Annotated in this window: 16 protein-coding genes; 8 read left to right on the top strand and 8 right to left on the bottom strand. The window is 66.8% G+C overall.

The features are described from left to right. Window positions 1-1,077, top strand: a complete 1,077-nt coding sequence (locus AC5P7I_RS14720; protein WP_262087712.1) for an ATP-binding protein — start codon at window positions 1-3, stop codon at window positions 1,075-1,077. Window positions 1,078-1,267: 190 nt separating this feature from the next. Then, window positions 1,268-2,194, top strand: a complete 927-nt coding sequence (locus AC5P7I_RS14725; protein WP_014647281.1) for an ABC transporter six-transmembrane domain-containing protein — start codon at window positions 1,268-1,270, stop codon at window positions 2,192-2,194. A gap of 377 nt (window positions 2,195-2,571) precedes the next feature. On the opposite strand, the gene AC5P7I_RS14730 is transcribed toward AC5P7I_RS14725, so the two are convergent. After that, entirely contained in the window at window positions 2,572-3,660 is a 1,089-nt protein-coding gene (locus AC5P7I_RS14730; protein WP_262087713.1) for a DNA glycosylase AlkZ-like family protein, read from the bottom strand. 104 nt (window positions 3,661-3,764) lie between these two features. Then, complete coding sequence (locus tag AC5P7I_RS14735) at window positions 3,765-4,349, bottom strand: TetR/AcrR family transcriptional regulator (protein ID WP_014647283.1); 585 nt, start codon at window positions 4,347-4,349, stop codon at window positions 3,765-3,767. A 258-nt stretch (window positions 4,350-4,607) separates the two neighbouring features. On the opposite strand from AC5P7I_RS14735, the gene AC5P7I_RS14740 reads away from it, so the two are divergent. Continuing rightward, a complete protein-coding gene (locus AC5P7I_RS14740; RefSeq protein ID WP_262087714.1) occupies window positions 4,608-6,803 on the top strand; it encodes a TonB-dependent receptor in 2,196 nt (731 codons plus the stop codon). A 131-nt stretch (window positions 6,804-6,934) separates the two neighbouring features. Here the strand turns inward: AC5P7I_RS14740 and AC5P7I_RS14745 are convergent, their stop codons facing one another. Both AC5P7I_RS14745 and AC5P7I_RS14750 read right to left on the bottom strand, forming a co-directional pair. Continuing rightward, window positions 6,935-7,291 (bottom strand): hypothetical protein, encoded by a 357-nt coding sequence (locus AC5P7I_RS14745; RefSeq protein ID WP_014647285.1) that lies wholly within the window; start codon window positions 7,289-7,291, stop codon window positions 6,935-6,937. Between the two features lie 463 nt (window positions 7,292-7,754). Then, window positions 7,755-8,420 carry a TraX family protein gene (locus AC5P7I_RS14750; protein ID WP_014647286.1) on the bottom strand — a complete coding sequence of 222 codons (666 nt, stop codon included), beginning with the start codon at window positions 8,418-8,420 and terminating at the stop codon, window positions 7,755-7,757. Between the two features lie 114 nt (window positions 8,421-8,534). Between AC5P7I_RS14750 and pip the strand changes: the two genes are divergently transcribed. After that, window positions 8,535-9,482: a prolyl aminopeptidase gene (pip, locus tag AC5P7I_RS14755; protein WP_262087715.1), complete on the top strand. Its 948-nt coding sequence runs from the start codon at window positions 8,535-8,537 to the stop codon at window positions 9,480-9,482. Window positions 9,483-9,540: 58 nt separating this feature from the next. On the opposite strand, the gene AC5P7I_RS14760 is transcribed toward pip, so the two are convergent. The 4 genes from AC5P7I_RS14760 to AC5P7I_RS14775 all read right to left on the bottom strand — a co-directional run bounded on the left by AC5P7I_RS14760 (window position 9,541) and on the right by AC5P7I_RS14775 (window position 14,678). Further along, window positions 9,541-10,743, bottom strand: coding sequence for a hypothetical protein (locus AC5P7I_RS14760; protein WP_262087716.1), 1,203 nt, complete (start codon window positions 10,741-10,743; stop codon window positions 9,541-9,543). Then, a complete protein-coding gene (locus tag AC5P7I_RS14765) occupies window positions 10,740-13,259 on the bottom strand; it encodes a TcfC E-set like domain-containing protein (RefSeq protein ID WP_262087717.1) in 2,520 nt (839 codons plus the stop codon). Before AC5P7I_RS14765 ends, AC5P7I_RS14760 begins: the two co-directional genes overlap by 4 nt. Before the next feature lie 58 nt (window positions 13,260-13,317). Next, a complete protein-coding gene (locus AC5P7I_RS14770; protein ID WP_046430838.1) occupies window positions 13,318-13,818 on the bottom strand; it encodes a CS1 type fimbrial major subunit in 501 nt (166 codons plus the stop codon). A 125-nt stretch (window positions 13,819-13,943) separates the two neighbouring features. Continuing rightward, the gene (locus tag AC5P7I_RS14775; RefSeq protein WP_262087718.1) at window positions 13,944-14,678 is read right to left on the bottom strand and encodes a CS1 fimbrial subunit B flags: Precursor; all 735 of its coding nucleotides are present in this window, start codon (window positions 14,676-14,678) and stop codon (window positions 13,944-13,946) included. A gap of 356 nt (window positions 14,679-15,034) precedes the next feature. Between AC5P7I_RS14775 and AC5P7I_RS14780 the strand changes: the two genes are divergently transcribed. The 4 genes from AC5P7I_RS14780 to AC5P7I_RS14795 all read left to right on the top strand — a co-directional run bounded on the left by AC5P7I_RS14780 (window position 15,035) and on the right by AC5P7I_RS14795 (window position 19,518). Then, window positions 15,035-15,334, top strand: a complete 300-nt coding sequence (locus AC5P7I_RS14780) for an EF-hand domain-containing protein (protein ID WP_169411087.1) — start codon at window positions 15,035-15,037, stop codon at window positions 15,332-15,334. A 293-nt stretch (window positions 15,335-15,627) separates the two neighbouring features. Next, window positions 15,628-15,927, top strand: coding sequence for a hypothetical protein (locus AC5P7I_RS14785; protein WP_005413574.1), 300 nt, complete (start codon window positions 15,628-15,630; stop codon window positions 15,925-15,927). A gap of 63 nt (window positions 15,928-15,990) precedes the next feature. Then, on the top strand, window positions 15,991-18,750 hold the full coding sequence (mgtA, locus tag AC5P7I_RS14790; protein WP_262087719.1) for a magnesium-translocating P-type ATPase: 2,760 nt from the start codon (window positions 15,991-15,993) through the stop codon (window positions 18,748-18,750). A gap of 30 nt (window positions 18,751-18,780) precedes the next feature. Then, entirely contained in the window at window positions 18,781-19,518 is a 738-nt protein-coding gene (locus tag AC5P7I_RS14795; protein ID WP_012511185.1) for an MgtC/SapB family protein, read from the top strand. Window positions 19,519-19,763 lie beyond the last annotated feature (245 nt).

Here is a 19,763-nt window from a genome sequence, read left to right on the forward strand (position 1 = left end):
ATGACTGCGAAAGGCAAGAGCATCGGCCGCCAGATCAGCCTGTCGATCACCGTGGCCTCGCTGTGTTCGACGGTGCTGTCGATCAGCGGCTTCTACCTGTTCTACTACCTGCTGGAGGTGTTCTATCCGCGCTGGTATGACGAGCCGAAGTCCATGATGCCCTCCGGGCTGGAGTGGCTGTGGATCGGCCTGACCGCCACCGTGGTGGTGGCGTTGGCCACCCTGATCGCGTCTCGCCTGACCCGGCGCATCATCACCCCGTTGAATTCGGTGGCCGCAAGCCTGCGTCGCGTGGCCAGCGGTGACCTGGAGGCGCGCGCACGCGGCGGCGACACCTCGATGGCCGAGGCCGCCACGCTGGTCAACGACTTCAATTCCATGGCCGAGCGGCTCAGCCGGATGTCCGAGAACCGCGTGTTCTGGAACGCGGCCATCGCACACGAACTGCGCACGCCGATGACCATCCTGCGTGGCCGCCTGCAAGGCATCGCCGAAGGTGTATTCGAGCCGGGCCCCGAGCAGTTCAACAGCATGCTCACCCAGCTGGAGGGACTGACCCGCATCATCGAGGACCTGCGCGTGGTCAGCCTGGCCGAGAGTGGCCACCTGGATCTGCGCCTGCAACGCAGCGACTTCAGCGTGCAGGTGGCGGCGGTGGTGGAGGCGATGTCCGAGGCGCTGACCGAAAGTGGCTTCTCGGTGAGCCTGGACGCGCGGCCGTCGCTGGCGGACTGCGATCCGGCCCGCATCCGCCAGGCGGTGCTGGCATTGCTGGAGAACGCCCGTCGCCATGCCATCCCCTGCCCGCTGCGGGTGCGCGTCACCCTCGCTGAGGGGCACTGCGCGGTAACCGTGGAAGATGGTGGCCCCGGCGTGGCGGACGACCTGCGCGACAGCATTTTCGAAGCCTTCCAGCGCACCGATGTGTCGCGCTCACGGCAGAGTGGGGGCTCAGGTCTCGGCCTGGCGGTCGTGCGTGCGATTGCCGTGGCGCATCACGGAACGGCGCAGTGCCGAGCTACCGAGCGTGGCGGCAGTTCGTTCGAGATCCGCTGGCCGGTGCACGTGCGCCGTTGAGGCGGTAGACGCTGCCCTGGTAGCGGCCCACCTTGGTGGGCACCACGCGCGTGGCTGAACGCCGCCGATTTCTCCACGCAATCTCCATCATCCCTCCATGCCCGCTCCAAAGGGCTGCAGATACTGGGCGCGACCCGGCAGATGGCAGGCATCCGTCCCCTGCCCTGTCCCCGAACCCCCCAGGCATCCCATGGAACTCCCCCACGATCCGGCGGCCGCCGCCGGCAGCATCGGCCAGCAGAATGCGGCCGCCACGCTCAAGGCCATCCTGCGCACCTACCCCTGGCAGCTGACCGGCACGTTCTCGCTGGTGGCGCTGGAGAACACCCTGCTGCTGGCCTATCCGTTGTTCGCCGGCTTCGCGGTAGACGCGATCATCAGCGGCAACATCGGCCATGCCATCTCCTATGCCGGAGTGGTACTGCTGTTCTGGCTGGTGGGTGCCGCCCGTCGGGCGGTGGATACGCGCACCTTCACCCGCATCTATGCCGATCTGGCAGTGAGCGTGGTGCAGGCGCAGCGCCGGTTGGGCCAGGCGACGTCCACTTCGGCGGCACGCGTGGTGCTGGCCCGCGAGTTCGTCGACTTCTTTGAAAAGCACGTGCCGATCATCGCCACCGCGCTGGCATCGATGTTCGGTGCAGTGGCCATGCTGCTGGCGATCGAGCCGATGGTCGGTGCCGCTGGCCTGGCCACCCTGCTCGGCGCCCTGCTGGTGCTGCCCTCGTTCGCACGCCGCAACGAGCAGTTGCACGGCCGACTGAACAACCGCCTGGAACACGAAATCCGGCTGGTCGACCGGGTCAGCCCCTCGGTGCTGCGCCGCCACTACACCACGCTGTCGCGCCTGCGCATCCTGCTGTCCGACCGCGAGGCCGGCGCCTATGTGGTGATCGGCCTGGCTGCCGCGGCATTGTTCGCGCTGACCATCGGCCGCCTTGCCACCAGTGAAGGCGTTACACCGGGCCACGTCTACGCGGTGATGACCTACCTGTGGACCTTCGTCGGCAGCCTGGACGATGCGCCGTCAATGGTGGATCAGCTTGCGCGGCTGAAGGATATCGGCCGCCGCGTCAGCCCCGGCATGGACGATGCGGACCACAAGGGCGCCGCTTGACCGGTCGCTGCCCACCTTGGTGGGCACCGATGGAAGCCAGCGCCCACCTTGGCGCGCACCGACGGGAGCCAGCGCCAACCAAGGTTGGCGGCTACCGGGCCTGAGCAGTGTTGCTCTGGTAGCTGCCCACCTTGGTGGGCACCGACGAAAGCCAGCGCCAACCACGGTTGGCGGCTACCGGGCCTGAGCGGTGCTGCCCTGGTAGATGCCCACCTTGGTGGGCACCGATGGAAGCCCGCGCCAACCAAGGTGGGCGGCTACCGGGCCTGAGCGGTGTTGCTCTGGTAGCTGCCCACCTTGGTGGGCACCGACGGAAGCCAGCGCCAACCGAGGTTGGCGGCTACCGGGATCGATAGATACCCATGCGCCGCTTGGCGCTACAGGAACTCCGCCATGCGCTGCAGCTCGTCGTCCAGCGCGCCACGAAATACCTTGTCGCGGGCCAGCGACTTGCCGGCATAGCCCACGCTCGACACCAACTCACCCTCGCGCACGCTCAAGTTGGCCCAGCCCACCACCTGCTCATGCCACAACACCGGCAGTGCGTAGTAGCCGTACTGGCGTTTCGGTGCAGGCGTGTACGCCTCGAACTTGTAGACCCAATCCCACAGCAGCTCGAAGCGGCGGCGGTCCCACACCACCGGGTCGAACGGCGCCAGCAGGCGCACCTGCTCATCCGGTGCATGGCGGCGCGAGCGCGGATTCTCGTCCGCCGGCCAGTACCAGGTGGTGCCCTCCAGCGTGCAGCTGGCCAGTTGTTGCTTGGCCAGCGCCAATGCCTTGCGGCTCTGCTCGGCCAGGTGCGGCGCGCCATAGCCCAGCAGGCGCACCAGATAGGTCAGGCTGGCCGAGGGCAGCGGCGCGTACTTGCGCACCACCAGGTCGATCAGGGCGGCGGCACGTTCGATCTGCGCCTGTTCGCTGGAATCGGGCTCGGCATGATCGGCCACCGCGTAGATGCGCGTGCCGCTGTCGCGCCGTTGCACCCGCAGCATCCCGCGGTAGTGCATGCCATCCAGCAGATGCGTGCTGGCGTTGCTGGTGCCGCCCCAGTAGTTGGTCACCCGCCCATGCGCAAAGGCCTGGTCGACCTCGCGCGGGTGCACGCTGCCACGCTCGCGCACAAAGGCCAGCACGTCGGCCGCACGGCGATGGGTCTCGGCATCCCACTCGCGCTTGGAAACCCGTGGGTGCATCAGCGCCAGATGCTCGCGCGGCAGGAAGCCGTAGTTCACCAGGCAATCCTCTTCCACCGGCAGACGCGTGTAGCGGCGCTCAAGATCGCCCGCGCGGTAGTCCTTCACCCGGTGGCGCAGGGTCAGGTCCTGCGCGCGAGCGGGTGCGCGGATCGGGTCGGCCTGCACGAAGCCCAGGCGCCGGATCGCGGTCAGCAGCGTGGTCGGCTTGAACAGGGTGCGCGCCACCGCGTAGCGGCGAAGGTCATCGAGAGTGGGCGTGGCAGGCATGGCCGCATTGTATTCTCGACACTACGCGATCCGTCCAGTAGAGCCAGGCCACGCCTGGCTGGCGTCATGGTGAACGGCCGCGATCATCCACGCACGGCGTGCATCTACCGAAGCCGCGATACCTCCAGCGAACCGATCACCAGGGCCCGCATGCCCTGCTTGAACTCGGTGATCACCTGCCCCTCCTCGTCGTCCGCAATCGCGTAGATGGTGTCGGCGCCGGCGATGCAGTAGAACGCGATCGTGGCCAGCAGCCAGCGCGCCTTGTCCACCGGCAGGCCGAACACCTCGGCCACGTGCGCCTGGTGCGAGGCGATCTTTTCCAGCATCGGCGCGGTCGCCACCGTGCGCCGCAGCAGGTAGGGCGGTAGCCCGGGATGCGCCTTCACCACTTCGCACAGCGACTCCACGAACCCCATCAGATAGGCCTCCAGCCCACCCGGTGCGTCGACCGACGCGCGCGGAATCTGCCAGCGCTGGAACACCGCCTCCGCCACCAGGCGCTTCAACGCCTCCAGGTTGGCCACGCGCTTGTACAGCGCTGCCTGGGTCACCGCCAGTTCGGCGGCCACGTTGGCCATGGTCAGGTTGGGCAGGCCCAAGCGGATGCCGATGTCGGCCAGACGCTCCGGGGTGATGGTGGGCGGGCGGCCACGGGTCGGCGCCGTTGGATCGGGGTGCGTGCTCATACGGTGCCTGCTCTTACGGTGCGCGTCCATACCCTGCTGAGGGTGCCAGCAAAGGGACCCTCTTGTCCGCTTCGATTGATTTAGTTTACTTTACTCAACTAATTCGGAATGCGTCCGCCGCGCACCCGTAACCGAGCCCATGGCTCACCTCCCGCCAGGTCCCCACCCAGCCAACAACCCTGCGCTGCGCCCTTTCCCCGTGCTTGCCGTCGGCAGCGCGCCAGGCGCGCTCGCGCCTGCGATTCACAGGACTCTGGCATGACCGTTTTCAACTTCACTTCTGCACAGCATCGCGCTGCCGCCGCATCCTCCGGCCTGATGTATTCGCCGGGCATGGTCCGGCGCTACCGGGTGTCCGCCCTCGCGCTGGGGCTGCTGGCCTCGTTCGCCGCGCTGGCCGACGCCGCGCCGTCCACCCTTCCGTCGGTACAGGTGCAGGAACAACGCCGGGTCACTGCAGACTATGCGGGCGGGCAAGTGGCTGCCGGCAGCCGCGTCGGCCTGCTCGGCGACAAGGATTTCATGGACACGCCGTTCAATACGGTCAGCTACACCGAGTCCTTCATCCGCGATCGCCAGGCCAAGGACCTGACCGACGTCATTGCCGCCACCGACCCCACGGTGTTCAGCAACGGCGTCACCGGTGCCTGGAGCGAGAACTACGCGATCCGCGGCTTTGCCTCCAACACCAGCGACACCACCTTCAATGGCCTCAGCGGCATGGCGCCCTACTACCGCACCTCGCCGGAAATGTTCGAGCGCATCGAGGTGCTGAAGGGACCGTCTGCGCTGCTCAACGGCATGCCGCCGGGCGGCTCGGTCGGTGGCAGCGTCAACCTGGTGCCCAAGCGCGCAAGCGAGCAACCGCTGCTGCGGGTCAGTGCCAACTTCGCCTCCGATGCGCAGTTCGGCACTCACGTGGATATGGGCCGTCGCCTCGGCGCCGACAGGAAGTTCGGCATCCGCTTCAACGGTGCCTACCGTGATGGTGACGGCGCCGTCGGCAAGCAGCGCAAGAAGGTACAGCTCGGTTCGCTGGCACTGGACTGGCGCGGCGAACGTATGCGGCTGTCGGCCGATCTGTACAGCGCCGACGACCGCGTTGACGGCCCGGCGCGTGGCGTCGGCCTGGCACCGGGCGTGGCCATTCCGCGCCCGCCACGCGGCGATACGCTGATCAACCCGGATTGGGCCTACGTGGACAGCCAGGACAAGGGCGCGATGGTGCGCGGAGAACTGGATGTCAACGATAGCCTGATGGCCTACCTCGCGTACGGCACCAGCAGGACCGACTACCGCTACAACGGTTCGATCAGCGCGCAGATCCTCAATCCAGCCGGCAACTTCACCACGGTGATCGGCCAGCTCGCCTTCGACATCAGGAAGCAGTCCGCAGATGCCGGCCTGCGCGGTTCCTTCCACACCGGCAACGTCGGCCACCAGTGGGCCGCCAACGTGACCCACTACCAGCACACCCAGAACGACTACGGCCGGCGCAGCGTACCCGGCTGGGACTGGACCACCAATCTGTACAACCCAGTGTGGGGCCCGGCGGCGCCGTTCGTGGCACCGCACATCTCGCATACCGAGCTGACGCTGGACAGCCTCGGCTTCGCCGACACCCTCGCCTTCGCCGATGACCGCGTGCAGCTGACGCTGGGCGTGCGCCGCCAGCAGGTGGTCAGCGAGACCTTCAACGTGTCCACGGGTGCACGCACCTCGCGCTACGACGAGAGCGCCACCACGCCGGCAGCGGCCCTGCTGGTGAAAGCCACCGACGCGATCTCCCTCTACACCAACTACATCGAAGGCCTCAGCCAGGGCGCCACCGCGCCGATGACCGCCGCCAATGCCGGCGATGTGTTCGCACCGTTCCGCACCAGGCAGAAGGAGCTGGGCCTGAAGCTGGACCTGGGCAGCTTCGCGCACACCTTCAGCGTGTACGAGATCAAGCGACCGAACAGCTACACCGACCCGGTCACGAATATCTTCTCGTTTGGCGGCGAGCAACGTAACCGGGGCGTGGAATGGGGCTTCTTCGGCGCACCAATGGACGGCGTGCGCCTGCTCGGTGGAGCGGCCTATGTGCAGCCGAAGCTGACCCGCACGGCCGGTGGCGTGAATGAAGGACGCATCGCCACCGCCGTGGCGCAGCGGCAGGCCAAGCTGGGCGTGGAATGGGATGTGCCGACCTTGCAGGGCCTGACCCTGACCGGCAATGCCACGGCGATGTCGAGGCAGTACATCAGTGCCGACAATAGCCTGTCGGTGCCGGGGCGTACGTTGTTCGACGTGGGGGCGCGCTACAGCACCACCGTGGCGGGTCGATCGCTTGCGCTGCGGGCCAGCGTGAACAACGTGACCAACAAGTCGTATTGGGGCATGCCGTTGTTGTCGAGCCTGGCGCTGGGTGCACCGAGGACGGTGCTGGTGTCGGCAACGATGGATTTCTAAGCTGGCGTGGAACCCCTGTAGAGCCGAGCCATGCTCGGCTCCGTTTCGTCCGCTGAGCCGAGCATAGGCTCGGCTCTACAGGACGTCGGGCAATCCGCGAACGGCATCCACGCATGGCGTGGATCTACGTGTCATTCCGGATGCAGGCGATAGATGGCGTGGCTGGTCAACGCCAATGCCGCCAGCTTCAGCCCTTCCATTACGCGATCGCCCACGTACTGTTCCGGGCCGCCATTCTGGCGGGCGCGTTCGGCCGCCAGCAGGATCTCCTGCACGATACGCAGCCCGGCCAGTGCACCGTCGGCGTCGGCCAACGCCAGGCACCGGCCCGGCAGCTGATGGCGCTCGGGCCAGGGCTGGCCGTCGGCAGCCGCGCCCAACCCGATGCGATGCAGCAGGGCCGTCAGGTTGTTGGGATCGGGCGGGATGTCGTGGCCTTCATCGGCATTGGCCGGGGCGTGCTGATGGGGGAACTCCGATGCGTTCATGGCAGGTCTCCGTGCAAGGCATGCGGGACCACCAACCTTAACAATCAAGGCGGCGGACGGTGCGTGGCTGGAAATCCCGTGAGTCAGTGCTATACCCGGGCGGTGGGCTTGCGCCCACCTCCACGCACCGCCCGCCATGGAACGCGAACGGAATGCCAGCCGACGCCGCGCAAGGCGACGCCGGCTGGCAAGCGTAAACAGCACTTACTCAACGGGGTTTCCAGGCCCCGGCCACCCTTTTTCGGTGGCACCCCATCATGTGCACAACGGGGTGGCAGGCGCCAACAACCCAAGTGCCAAGACAGCAACGTTCACGCAGTGGCAGCATTGTCGCATATCGACAATCGAGCCGAAGATTCAACAACTTGCGCCACGCCAACGGCGGCGTTCCCCACCCGCATCGGCACCACGCGTTCCTTGACCGCATCCGGCTTTCAAGACGCGCGACACGCCAGTTCCGACATTACACAAGCAGATGGGCAATCAACGCCAGCACCGCCAGATGCCCCACGTAGTAGCCGTAGAACAGCCAGCGCCAGCGCGGCAGCTGCCACGGCACCCGCGCGGCCAGCAGCACCACCGGAACGGCCAGCACCGCCCAGCCGTTGTGGTTGGCCCAGCACACCGCCGCAAGCGCGACCAGCAGCGGCCACCACGCCCGATGCCGGAACGCGATCCAAGCCAGCAGCACGGCGCCAACGCCGGCCCACTGGTAGTCCACGAACATCGGCAGCACGCCGGCAGCCAGCAACAGCAGCACAGGCCGATTGTTCGCAAGCGCATGCACGGCCACCACCGCCAGGGTGAAGGCGAGCAGGATGTTGAGCGGCAGCCAGGAACCGAACGCAAGTGCGTGCAACGGCTGCGCGATCAGCCCCCATAGCGCGAGCCGGCGCATCGATTTGCGCAGGTCGGCGCCCGGCTGGGCCAGGTTGCAGGCCATCACCAGCGCGAACAGCGGGAAGGCGATACGCCCCAGTTCGCTGACCACCGGCACGTAGCCCCCGAAGACCACCTTGGCCACGTGGTCGCCGGTCATGGCCAGCAGCGCGATCCACTTCAACAGCTCGCGCGCGCCGCTGCCGAGGCTGAGGTTGAACGTGGACGTCCCGGTCGTGGTCGCTTGCATCGCGGAAGCTTATGCGCATCGGCCAGCGCATTTCCAGCGCCGCGCAGGAGCCCGCCACTGCAAGCCGTAGATGGCGGCGCTATGCTGGCCGCCCCTGCTTGTGAGACACCCGCCATGCGCACCCTGTACCCGGCCATCGAGCCCTACCGCGAATTCGCCCTGCCGGTGAGCGATCTGCACACGCTGCATATCGAAGAGTGCGGCACGCCGGAGGGCATTCCGGTGGTGTACCTGCACGGTGGCCCGGGCGCCGGTATCTCGCCGACCCATCGGCGCTTCTTCGACCCGGCGCGCTACCGCATCGTGCTGATCGACCAGCGCGGCAGCGGCCGTTCCACGCCGTTCGGCGAGCTGCGCGACAACACCACGCAGGACCTGGTGGCGGACATCGAAAAGGTGCGTGAGCACCTGGGCATCGAGCGCTGGCTGGTCTATGGCGGCTCCTGGGGCTCCACGCTGTCGCTGGCCTACGCGCAGGCGCATCCGGAACGCGCCACCGGCCTGATCGTGCGTGGCGTGTTCCTCGGTCGTGAGATCGAGAACCGCTGGTTCGCCGAGGCCGATGGCGGTGCGCGCTGGATCTTCCCGGAGCGCTGGGACCGCTACGAGGCTTATATCCCGGAAGCCGAGCGTGGCGACATGATCGCCGCCTACTGGACGCGTATGGATGGCCCGGATCAAGCAACCCGTATCGAAGCCGCGCAGGCCTGGCTGGGCTGGGAAGACAACGCCGCCACCCTGCAGCACGACGTGGATGCGCAATCCGCCGATGATCCGCTGGATACGCTGGCCAAGGCCCGTATTGAAGCGCACTATTTCCGCAACGGCATCTTCCTGGGACACGACCAGTTGCTGCGCGATATCGACCGCATCCGCCACCTGCCCGGCGTGATCGTGCAGGGGCGCTACGACATCATCTGCCCGCCGCGCAGCGCGTGGGACCTGGCGAAGGCCTGGCCGGAAGCGCGCCTGGAGATGGTGACCTCCGGCCACAGCGCCAACGAGCCGGCCACGGTCGATGCGCTGGTGCGTGCGACGGATGCCTTTGCCGACGGCTTCTGAACGCCTGGGGCAGTGCCGGCCGCTGGCCGGCACCGCCGCAACACACTCCCGCGTGCGACTACGGGTTGGCGTCAAACACCACGGTCATGTTGCCTTCCCAATGCGAGCCTGGCGCCTTCAGCATCTCTGTTACGGCGGCCCGTCCTGCGGTGAACCGCAAGGTCGACCGCCGCTGCATCAGATAGCCATCCGGCGTGAAGCGCGGCGCCTGTGCGTCGTCGGGTAACAGCGGTGTGTCCTGCGCCGGGCGCCCATCGCGCAGATTGCGCATGCCGGGCAGGGTGACGTCCACATCCACCGGTACAACCTCCCCAAGCGCGTGGTTGCGAATGCCGCAGCGATTGCCTGCGTCGTGCTCACAGCGCAGCTTCATGCTGAAGTCCATCGAGCTGGTCAGATGGAATGGCAGCTCCTGATAGAGGCGTGTCGGGGCACGGCCCTGATCGGTCCACTGCGCCCAACCTGCCTCCGGCGCCAAGTGCACCTGCGGATTATCACTTGGGAAACGTACCTGGAACTGGTGGGACACCGTGAAGCGGAACTTCAACGTGATCGGTTCGGTCGTGACGTCATCACCAAAGTCGATGTCGCTGCCCGCGTCTCCTGCGGTGTAGGTCAACGCGCCTTCATAAATACCATCGCTAAGGGACAGGGGCGAAGGTGCAGTTATGAGAAGACCCAAGCCGAACCAAGACATCGCATAATCGGCCGGCTGTGGAAGCGCTGTATCCCCCTGCGAGTTGCACGGCACCGGCGTCTCTGGATTGCGGACGATCCATCCAAACCTTACAAATGATCCGGTGCCGGCCGTATGAACGTAGCTGCACCCTCCACGTACTGATCGTGTGAATACGGGATTGGCTCCACCTCCGGGCGTCACATGACCGCTGACGGTGGCTATCGTGATTCGCACTTCAGCTTCAGTACCCGTGACGGTGTTACGTAGCATGACGGTCCGGGGAGCGGGCAATCCAAGATAAAAGCGCTTACGAACATCACCATTGTGCTCGTAGGTTTTACTCCACTGCAGTGGAACATCGACGGAGTAGGCGCCATCATCCGCACAGAACTCCGGCCGCCACGAGCAGTAGCTGCCGCGCGGCGTTGTATTCCGGAAGACCATCCGGCCCGGGTCCAGGGCTGACGGGGCAAACTCTGCCGTGACCAGCACTTCTGCCGCACATGCACTTGCGGCCGCGCCAAGCCCAATCACGACCAGCCCTGCGCCTCGCAGCGCCGCCATCAGCGAGCGGATTCTCATTTCGTATGCTCCTCGGTTCTCGCGATCGACGGCGGGCATCCCGTCGCCCCCACCATCAACACATCTCCTTCCCTGGGGTAGCGCCCCTCCTCCATCGTCAGCGTGCAGCTGACCAGGTTGGGGTAGCGCAACTCCACCACCGGCGCACGGGCGCTCAGTTCAAGGGTAAAGAAGCCGTCCTCCTGGCTGACGCTGCGGCCAGCGTGGTTGATCACCTGCACGCCGCGCACACCGTTGCCGTCTGCATCCAGTACCTGGCCCATGACGGTGAAGGTGCGCAGCACGTCCAGCGTGGCATGCATCACGCCCCCCTTGTTGAGGTGATAGCTGACGACCGAGGGCTGCAGCGTTGCCGACGGCGCATGCCGCCCCTGGAAGTCGAACTGCACGTGGCCTGCGCGATACGCGGCCACCGGGACGAAGTTGCGGCCCGGGCGCAGCGCAACGCCGCCGCCGTGGCTGTCGTCCGCACGCAGGGCAAGATCGGGATAATCGCTGCGGACATCGACAATCAGGCCGGTGTCGGCGCTTCTGCCGCGCCCCTGCCCCAGCACGGCGGCGCGCCCACCGCCAATGACCACGGTGCTGTCGAGGTTGGCGGTGCCGCTGACGCGGCCCGACGCCGCGCCGCGGTAGACCTGCATGTCACCTTCCACAAACGCGCCCTGCAGCGAGGCACCCGCGCCTGCGCCCAGCCCGCCCCGTTCGGCGGTGACCGTGCCATTCACGCTCTGCAGTACGGCGCCGTCCACGCGCTGTGTGGCGGTAGCGGTCACATAGGTGTCGCGGCGTCCGGCTTCGCCGGTGCGGCTGCCCAGGCTGCCGCTGTAGCTGCGTCGATCGCTGCCCAGCGAGACACTGACCGTCAGGTCGATGCCGCGTTGCCGCCGGTAGCCCGTGTAGCGGGCACCGGGGCGGTCATAGGCGGAAACGCGCCAGTTGACATCATGCTTGCCGAACACCGTCTCCCGACGCCCGTAAGAGACATCGATGCCGGTCCCGCGGGTGAAGCCCGAACTGCGGGCCACGCGCAGGCTGGCAGTATCACGGTGCCCGAAACGATGCGTGATCGAGACGGCCGTTGTGTCCTGCCAGCCGCCGCGGGTCTCCCAGCGTGGGGCGCCGCTGTCGTCTGCCACGACGCGCTCGCGCTGCTCCACCCAACCGCGCGCATGGTTGGCCACCACCGAGCCGGCACGATAGCGGTACAGGCCCTGCAGGTCCACGCCGCGCCCGGCGTCGCTGGAGGTATAGACATTGGTGTACGTGCTGAAGCGGTCACTGGCCTGCCAGTCCATCGACACACCCGCCGCATGCCGCGCGCCGATCCGCTGCACGGTGGCCCCGGCCACCGCACGGGAATGCAACAGGTAATTGACCACGGCACCCGCCGCGGCACCGCCCTCGCGGGTGCTTCCGGCGCTGGCCAGCAGCCCGCGCTGCTGCCCTGCGAATGCGCTGTAGCGCCAGCGGCGGCTGGGATCCTGCCAGCGGCTGGGCTTGTGGATGGAGGCGCTTTCGCGGGACGCTTCTCGACCGTCCTGGACCACCCGCAGTTCCACATCGTAGATGCCGCCGGGTAGTCGGCGCGTATGGATTTCCTGGATGCCGGGCTTGACGGCCTGCGTGGACAGCAGGTTCCCGTCGCGATAGATCTCCACCACGCCTTCGCCGCTGGCGGTGACATAGACGGGATAGACACTGGGGCTTCGCGTATCGGCCAGCAGCACGTCCGAGGATCCGAACATCAGGCCCAGCGCCGTATCGTTCTGCGTACCCGGCGCGCGGGGCTGGCGCACAATGCCCTCGAAGGTGGGCAGGAAGTAGCCGGCGCGAACGAAGTGATCGCCCAGTTCGCGCTGGGCATACAGGGCACTGAGGTAGTGCTCGCTGCTGCCGGGCTGGGCGTAGTACTGGTAGCTGCCAACCGTGCTCCAGTGGCCGGCACTGCCGCGCAGTTCGGCGCTGTAGCGTACGGTGGCCTGCTGTTCCTGGCCGCCGTGCACGGCAAGACTGTTGCGCACGATCAACCCCCGGCTGCCCGCGTCCGGCAAGGCGATGTGGCGCCGCTCCTTCTGCGCGCCGGCAGGCGTCAGTACACTCAGCAGCGAGTTGGACAGACTGTAGTGCAGCGCTGCCATGCCCCGGCACTGATGCCTGCATACGCCCAGCGCCATCGGTTCAGCGAGTTGCTCGCCCCAACGGGCACGCTCGGTCTGTGCCAACCGGCTTTCGTGGCTGTCGCCAAAGCCGATCACCTGCACCCGGTTGTCTTCGTGCAGCAGAACCTCGGCGTCACCCAGATACTGCCCATCCAGCTCCACGCGCACGGTGAGCGGGTTGCCAAACAGGTGCTCGCGGAATTCGGCCGGCATGCGTTCGCGCTGCTGCTGCAGGCTGGGCAGCTCGCCCGGCGCGAGGCCGGCCGCCTGCGTTGACGTGGCAAGGACCACGGCACCGATCGCGGTCGCGAGCTGGGCCAGGCGGAATCGACGGTGATTGGAGGACGAGAGCATGGACGCTGTTCCGGCGTCCCCGCCGCATCATCGGATGCGGCGGGGTGCCTGAAGGAACTCAGGGGGTGATGTCGCTTTCGAAGATCATGTGGAACTGGCCACCGTAGCTGCCCTGCTTGTAGCCACCCGACGGCGCGGTCGGCGCAATGGCGAAGGCAAGCGACTTGCCGGCGGCGGCCTGGGCCGCGTTGGCGACGGTGATCTTGGCGGCGGCGGTTGCCGGAACCTCCACGTTGTCCAGCTTCACCACCAGGTCCACGACGTCTGCGGCCGACGCCATCTGTGCCGGCGACGTCAGGTAGGCGGTGATGGCAGCCGGCGACTTGATGTTGATGACGCGCCCGGTCAGTTCGCCCAGCGTTTCGCGCGCGGTGTCCCACGGCAGGTTCTGCGGCAGGCCTTCCCAGCCGTCAGGCGTGGACACCTGCAGGCCAGCGGTGTTCGGGACGTCGGCGGTCACGTTGACGGTGATCGACTTGGATTCGGTGGCTGCCAGGCTGACAGCCGGTGCGATGAGGGCTGCAGCGGCTGCAGCCAGGGCGTACTTCTTCAGGGACATGGAAATGCTCCGGGATCGGTGGATGGATACGATGGGATACGACGCCAGGACGAAGACACAGCCTCCCCGCCGGGCGCCTGGCGAACCCGGTGGGGACGTTGCAGAAAGGGGAGATGGGCGGACGATCAGCGGCGCGAGTCGATGCTGCGGCGGTCGTCGCCCTCCCTCAGGTCGTAGCGGGCGAACCGGCTGTCGTCGGCCTGCAGCGCATAGGTTCGCCCGGGCCGGACATGGACGATGATGCCGGGCGTGCAGGCATCCGGACTGCTTCGCTCGCAGTAACGCAGGTTGTCCAGCACCACCGTGGCGTTGCCACCGTTGTGCACGTGACCGTCCTGCACACGGGTGTCATAGCGCGTGTTCCGCGGTGCCACGAACAGGATGGTGCCATAGCCGGTGAACACGCGAACTGCCGAAGTCAGCCCGGTGATCTCCTGCACCTGCGCATCACTGAGCGAAAACTCCTCGGCGCTCGGCACCACCGGAATGAAGCGCAGTCGGTAGTAGCGCTCCTCATCGCGGTCACCGCGATAGACCAGGCGCGTCGCCTGTTGGCCATTGGCGGCAATGATCAGGCGGCTGGGGCTGGCGATCACCCCGTGCGCGCCAGGTGCATTGCGTACCAGCGCCACGGTGTCCACTGGCGTTTCGACAACCTTGCCGTCTGCATCGAAGTGCATCTCGGTGACCTCAACACGCACGTATGCGGTCACATCACCGGTATTGCGTATGCGCTTGAGCAGGTTGCTGTGCGCGGGCGCAAGATGATCGAACAGGAGACCCACGTTGATCTGTGGTGTCGTGGCATGGGCGCTGCTGACGAACAGGGCCAGCAGGATCAGAATGAGTGCGCGTTGCATGACGAACTCGCGGGGGAGAGGCGAGCGGTTAGTTTCACGGCAGCTTTACAATCAGGCTATGCAACAACTTGCAAAAAGGTCAGATATTTCCGACCTCGCAAAGTGGCTCCGCACAGGTCAACCCGGAAATCCTGTCCGCGCACTCGGCCGCGGCGGTCTGGCCCGTTGCACATCGCGACGGCACGCTCTGGATCAGCATCGGCGGCTGGCACACGCATGGGGCGTGCGGGTGAACGGGCGCCCACCGCTGCATGGCGACCCCGCAGGTTCTTCGCAGCTCGCTTACGGACCCGGGCCGAAGATCCGGCCGTGGCCATCCACCCCCATGGCCCGCGCCCCCACTTCTGGAGCCTGTCATGACCGGTATTCGCTACGTTCCTGCTGTCCTCGTCATCACCATCGGCCTGCTGCTGGGCGCCTGTTCCAAGACCCAGGAGGCGAGCAAGGCCACCGCCGCCGAGGACGTCACCGAAGTGAAGCTGATACCGCCGTATGAGTCGCTGGACAAGAACAAGGACGGCATCGTCACGCTGGCCGAAGTGGATGCCGTGGCACCCGACTGGGCCGAGCGCCTGCATGCCTGCGATACCGACCGTGACAAGACGTTGACCCGTGGCGAGTACGACGTCTGCAAGCAGACCAGCGGCGCGCATTGACCCACCACTGAACCCTCGATCGGCACTGCATACGCCCGGCTATACCAAGGTATAGCCGGGCTAACCCACGGGCCTCTAGGCCTGCCCCATTCAGGGGCGGACAATAGCGCCACTGGCCAGGGCAACCCTGGCTAGCCCCCTCCCCTCATGGAGACGCAGATGGACCCCGACCCTGCCGGGCGCACCGCGCCCCGGATGCCCGCTTGTTGCCTGTTCCTGGCGCCTGCCCGCCGGTCCCTGCCTGCCTGAGTGACGGGGGACCGCCAGGTGCCGCCTGCCTGGAGATCACCCCCATGTCCTACAAGATCCTCTACATCACCCTGCGCCGCCTGATCGGCGAGCGCGATGTTGCCGCCCTGCGCAGCCAGCTGCTGCAGCACGGCCCGGTCATGTTTGCCCGTTCGCTGTCGCTCGGTTCGCCGCGCGTGGTGGCCGACGCGCTGTCGCTGCTGCCGATCAGCGAGCGGATCACCGTGCTGCGCCATCTGCCCTACCCGCTGCGCGATGCGATGAAGCCGCTGTGCATTGGTGGCAGCCAGCGCCTGCACATGCAGCCGTGGTCGCCGGCGGTGCTGGCGATGCGCCACGCCTGAACTGTCTCACCCATTCCGTTCGTGTTCCGGCTGCGGCCGGCTCTGACATTCGAGGAGCGTCCCATGAGCCTGCTCAACGCCTGGTTCAATGCCTTCCTGCGCAGCCGTCGCGCAGGCAACCTGTTCCGCCGCCGCGCGATGCCCGAAGCCGGCTTTGGCCCGGGCAGCGCCGAGACCGCGCCGTTCGCGCTTACCACCGGCCTGGTCACCCTTGCCCAGCAGGAGGAAGCCGAGCTGCTGGCCACGCTGGATTCGCATGCCGATGGCCTGAGCCCGCATGAAGCCGAGGAGCGGCTGGCCACGCTCGGCCCCAACGAGGTGGATCACGAAAAGCCGCTGCCGTGGTGGCGGCACCTGTGGCAGTGCTACCGCAATCCGTTCAACCTGCTGCTGACCGTACTGGCGGCGGTGTCCTGGCTGACCGAGGACATCAAGGCCACGATCGTGATTGGTGCGATGGTACTGCTGTCCACGCTGATCCGCTTCGTGCAGGAAGGCCGCTCCAACCGTGCAGCCGAGCGTCTGAAGGCACTGGTCGGCAACACCGCGCGCGTGCTGCGCCGCAATCCGGGCACCGAGGCCGCCGATGTAGCCGACCAGTACTTCGGTGCGCACCTGCACAGCCGTCGCCCGGCACGCCTGCTGGACCTGCCGATCCGTGAGCTGGTGCCCGGTGACCACATCGTGCTGTCGGCCGGCGACATGATTCCGGCCGATTGCCGCGTACTGACCGCCAAGGACCTGTTCGTCGCCCAGGCCGCGATGACCGGCGAATCGCTGCCGGTAGAGAAGTTCGCGCACCCGGGCGACGGCCTGGCCGGCCTGCTGGAGCAGCACAACCTGCTGTTCATGGGCACCAACGTGGTGTCAGGCACCGCCACCGCCGTGGTGCTGGCCACCGGCAACCGCACCTACTTCGGCACGCTGGCCCAGCGCAGCACCGCTACCGACCGTGCGCCCACCGCGTTCCAGGCCGGCGTCAACAGTGTCAGCTGGCTGCTGATCCGCTTCGCGCTGGTGATGGTGCCGTTCGTGCTGCTGATCAACGGCTGGACCAAGGGTGACTGGACCGAGGCGTTCCTGTTCGCGCTGTCGGTAGCGGTGGGCTTGACGCCGGAAATGCTGCCGATGATCGTCACCTCCACCCTGGCCAAGGGTGCGGTGCTGCTGTCGCGGCGCAAGGTGATCGTCAAGCGCCTGGATGCGATCCAGAACTTCGGCGCGATGGAAGTTCTGTGCACCGACAAGACCGGCACGCTCACCCAGGACAGGATCGCGCTGGAGCGCCACACCGATGTGTTCGGTCACGATTCGGAAGACGTGCTGAAGTTCGCTTACCTCAACAGCCACTTCCAGACCGGGCTGATCAACCTGCTGGACCGCGCGGTGCTGGAGCACGTGGAGCTGCAGAGTTCGCTGCGGCTGTCGCAGGACTACCACAAGGTGGATGAGATCCCGTTCGACTTCGAGCGCCGCCGCATGTCGGTGGTGGTGTCCGAGCGCGAGGACCACCATGAGCTGATCTGCAAGGGCGCGGTGGAAGAGATGCTGGCGGTGTGCAGCACCGTGCGCGAGAACGGCCAGGACATGCCACTGGACGAGCGCCGCCTGGCGCGGGTGCGGCAGACCACCGAGGAACTGAACGAACAGGGCCTGCGCGTGGTGGCGGTGGCGATGAAGGAGACCGCGGCCAGTCAGAGCGCCTACTCGCAAGCGGACGAGTGCGGTTTGACGCTGGTCGGCTACGTGGCCTTCCTGGACCCGCCGAAGGAGTCGGCTGCGCAGGCGCTGCAGGCGCTGGCCGCACACGGTGTCGAGGTCAAGGTCTTCACTGGCGACAACGAACTGGTGACCGCCCGTGTCTGCGCACAGGTGGGGCTGGACGCGGACACCATCCTGACCGGCCCGCAGATCGAGCGCATGGACGACGGCGCGCTGTCGCGGGCGCTGCACCACCATCGCGTGTTTGCCCGGCTGACGCCGCTGCACAAGGAGCGGCTGGTACGCGAGCTGCGGGCGCAGGGCAAGGTGGTCGGCTTCCTCGGTGACGGCATCAACGATGCGCCGGCGCTGCGCGCAGCCGATATCGGCATCAGCGTGGACAGCGCGGTGGACATTGCCAAGGAGGCGGCCGACATCATCCTGCTGGAAAAGAACCTGATGGTGCTGGAAGAAGGCGTCATCCAGGGCCGGCGTACGTTCAACAACATGCTGAAGTACATCCGCATGACCGCCAGCTCCAACTTCGGCAATGTGTTCTCGGTGCTGGTGGCCTCGGCCTTCCTGCCGTTCCTGCCGATGCTGCCGCTGCAGCTGCTGGTGCAGAACCTGCTGTATGACATCTCGCAGATCGCCATTCCGTTCGACAACGTGGATGAGGAACTGGTACGCAAGCCGCTGAAGTGGAACCCGGCGGACATCGGCCGCTTCATGGTGTTCTTCGGGCCGATCAGCTCGCTCTTCGACCTGAGCTGTTTCGCGCTGATGTGGTACGTGTTCGATGCACGCACGCCGGCCGACCAGGGCCTGTTCCAGTCCGGCTGGTTCGTGGTCGGCCTGCTGACCCAGACCCTGATCGTGCACATGATCCGCACGCCGAAGGTGCCGTTCCTGCAGAGCATCGCCGCGCCGCCACTGCTGCTGATGACCGGCCTGATCATGGCCATCGGCGTGGCCCTGCCGATGAGCCCGCTGGCCGGCTACTTCAAGCTGCAGGCGCTGCCGGCCGGCTACTGGCCGTTCCTGGTGGCGATCCTGTTCGGCTATGCGGTGCTGACCACCGCGCTGAAGAAGTTCTACATCCGTCGTTACGGCTGGCAGTAAGCACCCGCCGCTTGTCCAGGGAGAAACGCAATGGACATCAATCCGAACCTGCCGGCGTTCAACGCCGGCGCCACGCTCAGCTCGCTGATCAGCCTGTCGGTGGCATTCGTGCTGGGCACGGTCATCGGCCTGGAGCGGCAGCTGCGGCAACGCACCGCCGGCCTGCGTACCAATACGCTGGTGGCGGTGGGTGCGGCAGTGTTCGTCGATCTGGCGGTGCGCTTCCATGACCTGTACGGCGGACCACCCTCGCCGCTGCATGTGGTGGCCTATGTGATCTCCGGCGTCGGCTTCCTCGGCGCCGGCGCGATCATGAAGGACGGCGCCCAGGTGTCCGGCCTGAACACCGCCGCCACCCTGTGGGGATCGGCAGCGGTGGGAGCCTGCGCGGGTATCAAGCTGCTGCCCGAAGCAGTGCTCGCAGCGGTGTTCGTGCTGGCCGCCAATACCCTGCTGCGGCCGGTGGTGAACCGCATCCAGCGGCAGCCGCTGCCGGAAGCGTTCAGCGAGGCGACCTATGCGATCAACGTGGTCTGCCAGCGCGAGCAGCAGGCCGAGGTGCTGGACCAGCTGTTGCTGCTGCTTGAGCAGGCGCATTACCCGGTGCGCGCGGTGGACCAGCGCCCGTTCGGCGAGCGCGATGTGGAGATCGAAGCGGTGCTGTATGCCACCACGGTGGATGCCGGCGAACTGGACGCCGTACTTGCGACGCTGGCGACCACGCCCGGTGTGCTGCAGGGATTCTGGAACGCCAGCCTGGAGGAGTAGTGCCGGCCGCTGGCCGGCAACACCGTGCACCGCTTTGGTAGGTGCCGACCTTGGTCGGCAGAGAACCTTCAGAGACCGTGTCCATCCCTGCGGTAGTGCCGGCCGCTGGCCGGCAACCTCATGAGCTCCGGCAACACCGTGCAGTTGCCGGCCAGCGGCCGGCACTACCAGGCATCGTTCTGGCTTGTGCCGACCAACGGTCGGCACCCACAGCAAAAGAGCCTGCCGACCAAGATCGGCATCTG

The sequence above is a fragment of the Stenotrophomonas sp. YJH_SMC_138 genome (genome assembly GCF_059369855.1).

What these genes read in the sequence shown, in the direction of transcription:
- AC5P7I_RS14795 (WP_012511185.1), top strand. Translation starts at nt 18,781, where the DNA reads ATGGACATCAATCCGAACCTGCCGGCGTTCAACGCCGGCGCCACGCTC.
- AC5P7I_RS14765 (WP_262087717.1), bottom strand. Translation starts at nt 13,259, where the DNA reads ATGCTCTCGTCCTCCAATCACCGTCGATTCCGCCTGGCCCAGCTCGCG.
- AC5P7I_RS14735 (WP_014647283.1), bottom strand. Translation starts at nt 4,349, where the DNA reads ATGAGCACGCACCCCGATCCAACGGCGCCGACCCGTGGCCGCCCGCCC.
- AC5P7I_RS14750 (WP_014647286.1), bottom strand. Translation starts at nt 8,420, where the DNA reads ATGCAAGCGACCACGACCGGGACGTCCACGTTCAACCTCAGCCTCGGC.
- AC5P7I_RS14760 (WP_262087716.1), bottom strand. Translation starts at nt 10,743, where the DNA reads ATGAGAATCCGCTCGCTGATGGCGGCGCTGCGAGGCGCAGGGCTGGTC.
- AC5P7I_RS14785 (WP_005413574.1), top strand. Translation starts at nt 15,628, where the DNA reads ATGTCCTACAAGATCCTCTACATCACCCTGCGCCGCCTGATCGGCGAG.
- AC5P7I_RS14720 (WP_262087712.1), top strand. Translation starts at nt 1, where the DNA reads ATGACTGCGAAAGGCAAGAGCATCGGCCGCCAGATCAGCCTGTCGATC.
- AC5P7I_RS14770 (WP_046430838.1), bottom strand. Translation starts at nt 13,818, where the DNA reads ATGTCCCTGAAGAAGTACGCCCTGGCTGCAGCCGCTGCAGCCCTCATC.
- AC5P7I_RS14745 (WP_014647285.1), bottom strand. Translation starts at nt 7,291, where the DNA reads ATGAACGCATCGGAGTTCCCCCATCAGCACGCCCCGGCCAATGCCGAT.
- AC5P7I_RS14775 (WP_262087718.1), bottom strand. Translation starts at nt 14,678, where the DNA reads ATGCAACGCGCACTCATTCTGATCCTGCTGGCCCTGTTCGTCAGCAGC.
- mgtA (WP_262087719.1), top strand. Translation starts at nt 15,991, where the DNA reads ATGAGCCTGCTCAACGCCTGGTTCAATGCCTTCCTGCGCAGCCGTCGC.
- AC5P7I_RS14740 (WP_262087714.1), top strand. Translation starts at nt 4,608, where the DNA reads ATGACCGTTTTCAACTTCACTTCTGCACAGCATCGCGCTGCCGCCGCA.
- AC5P7I_RS14780 (WP_169411087.1), top strand. Translation starts at nt 15,035, where the DNA reads ATGACCGGTATTCGCTACGTTCCTGCTGTCCTCGTCATCACCATCGGC.
- AC5P7I_RS14725 (WP_014647281.1), top strand. Translation starts at nt 1,268, where the DNA reads ATGGAACTCCCCCACGATCCGGCGGCCGCCGCCGGCAGCATCGGCCAG.
- AC5P7I_RS14730 (WP_262087713.1), bottom strand. Translation starts at nt 3,660, where the DNA reads ATGCCTGCCACGCCCACTCTCGATGACCTTCGCCGCTACGCGGTGGCG.
- pip (WP_262087715.1), top strand. Translation starts at nt 8,535, where the DNA reads ATGCGCACCCTGTACCCGGCCATCGAGCCCTACCGCGAATTCGCCCTG.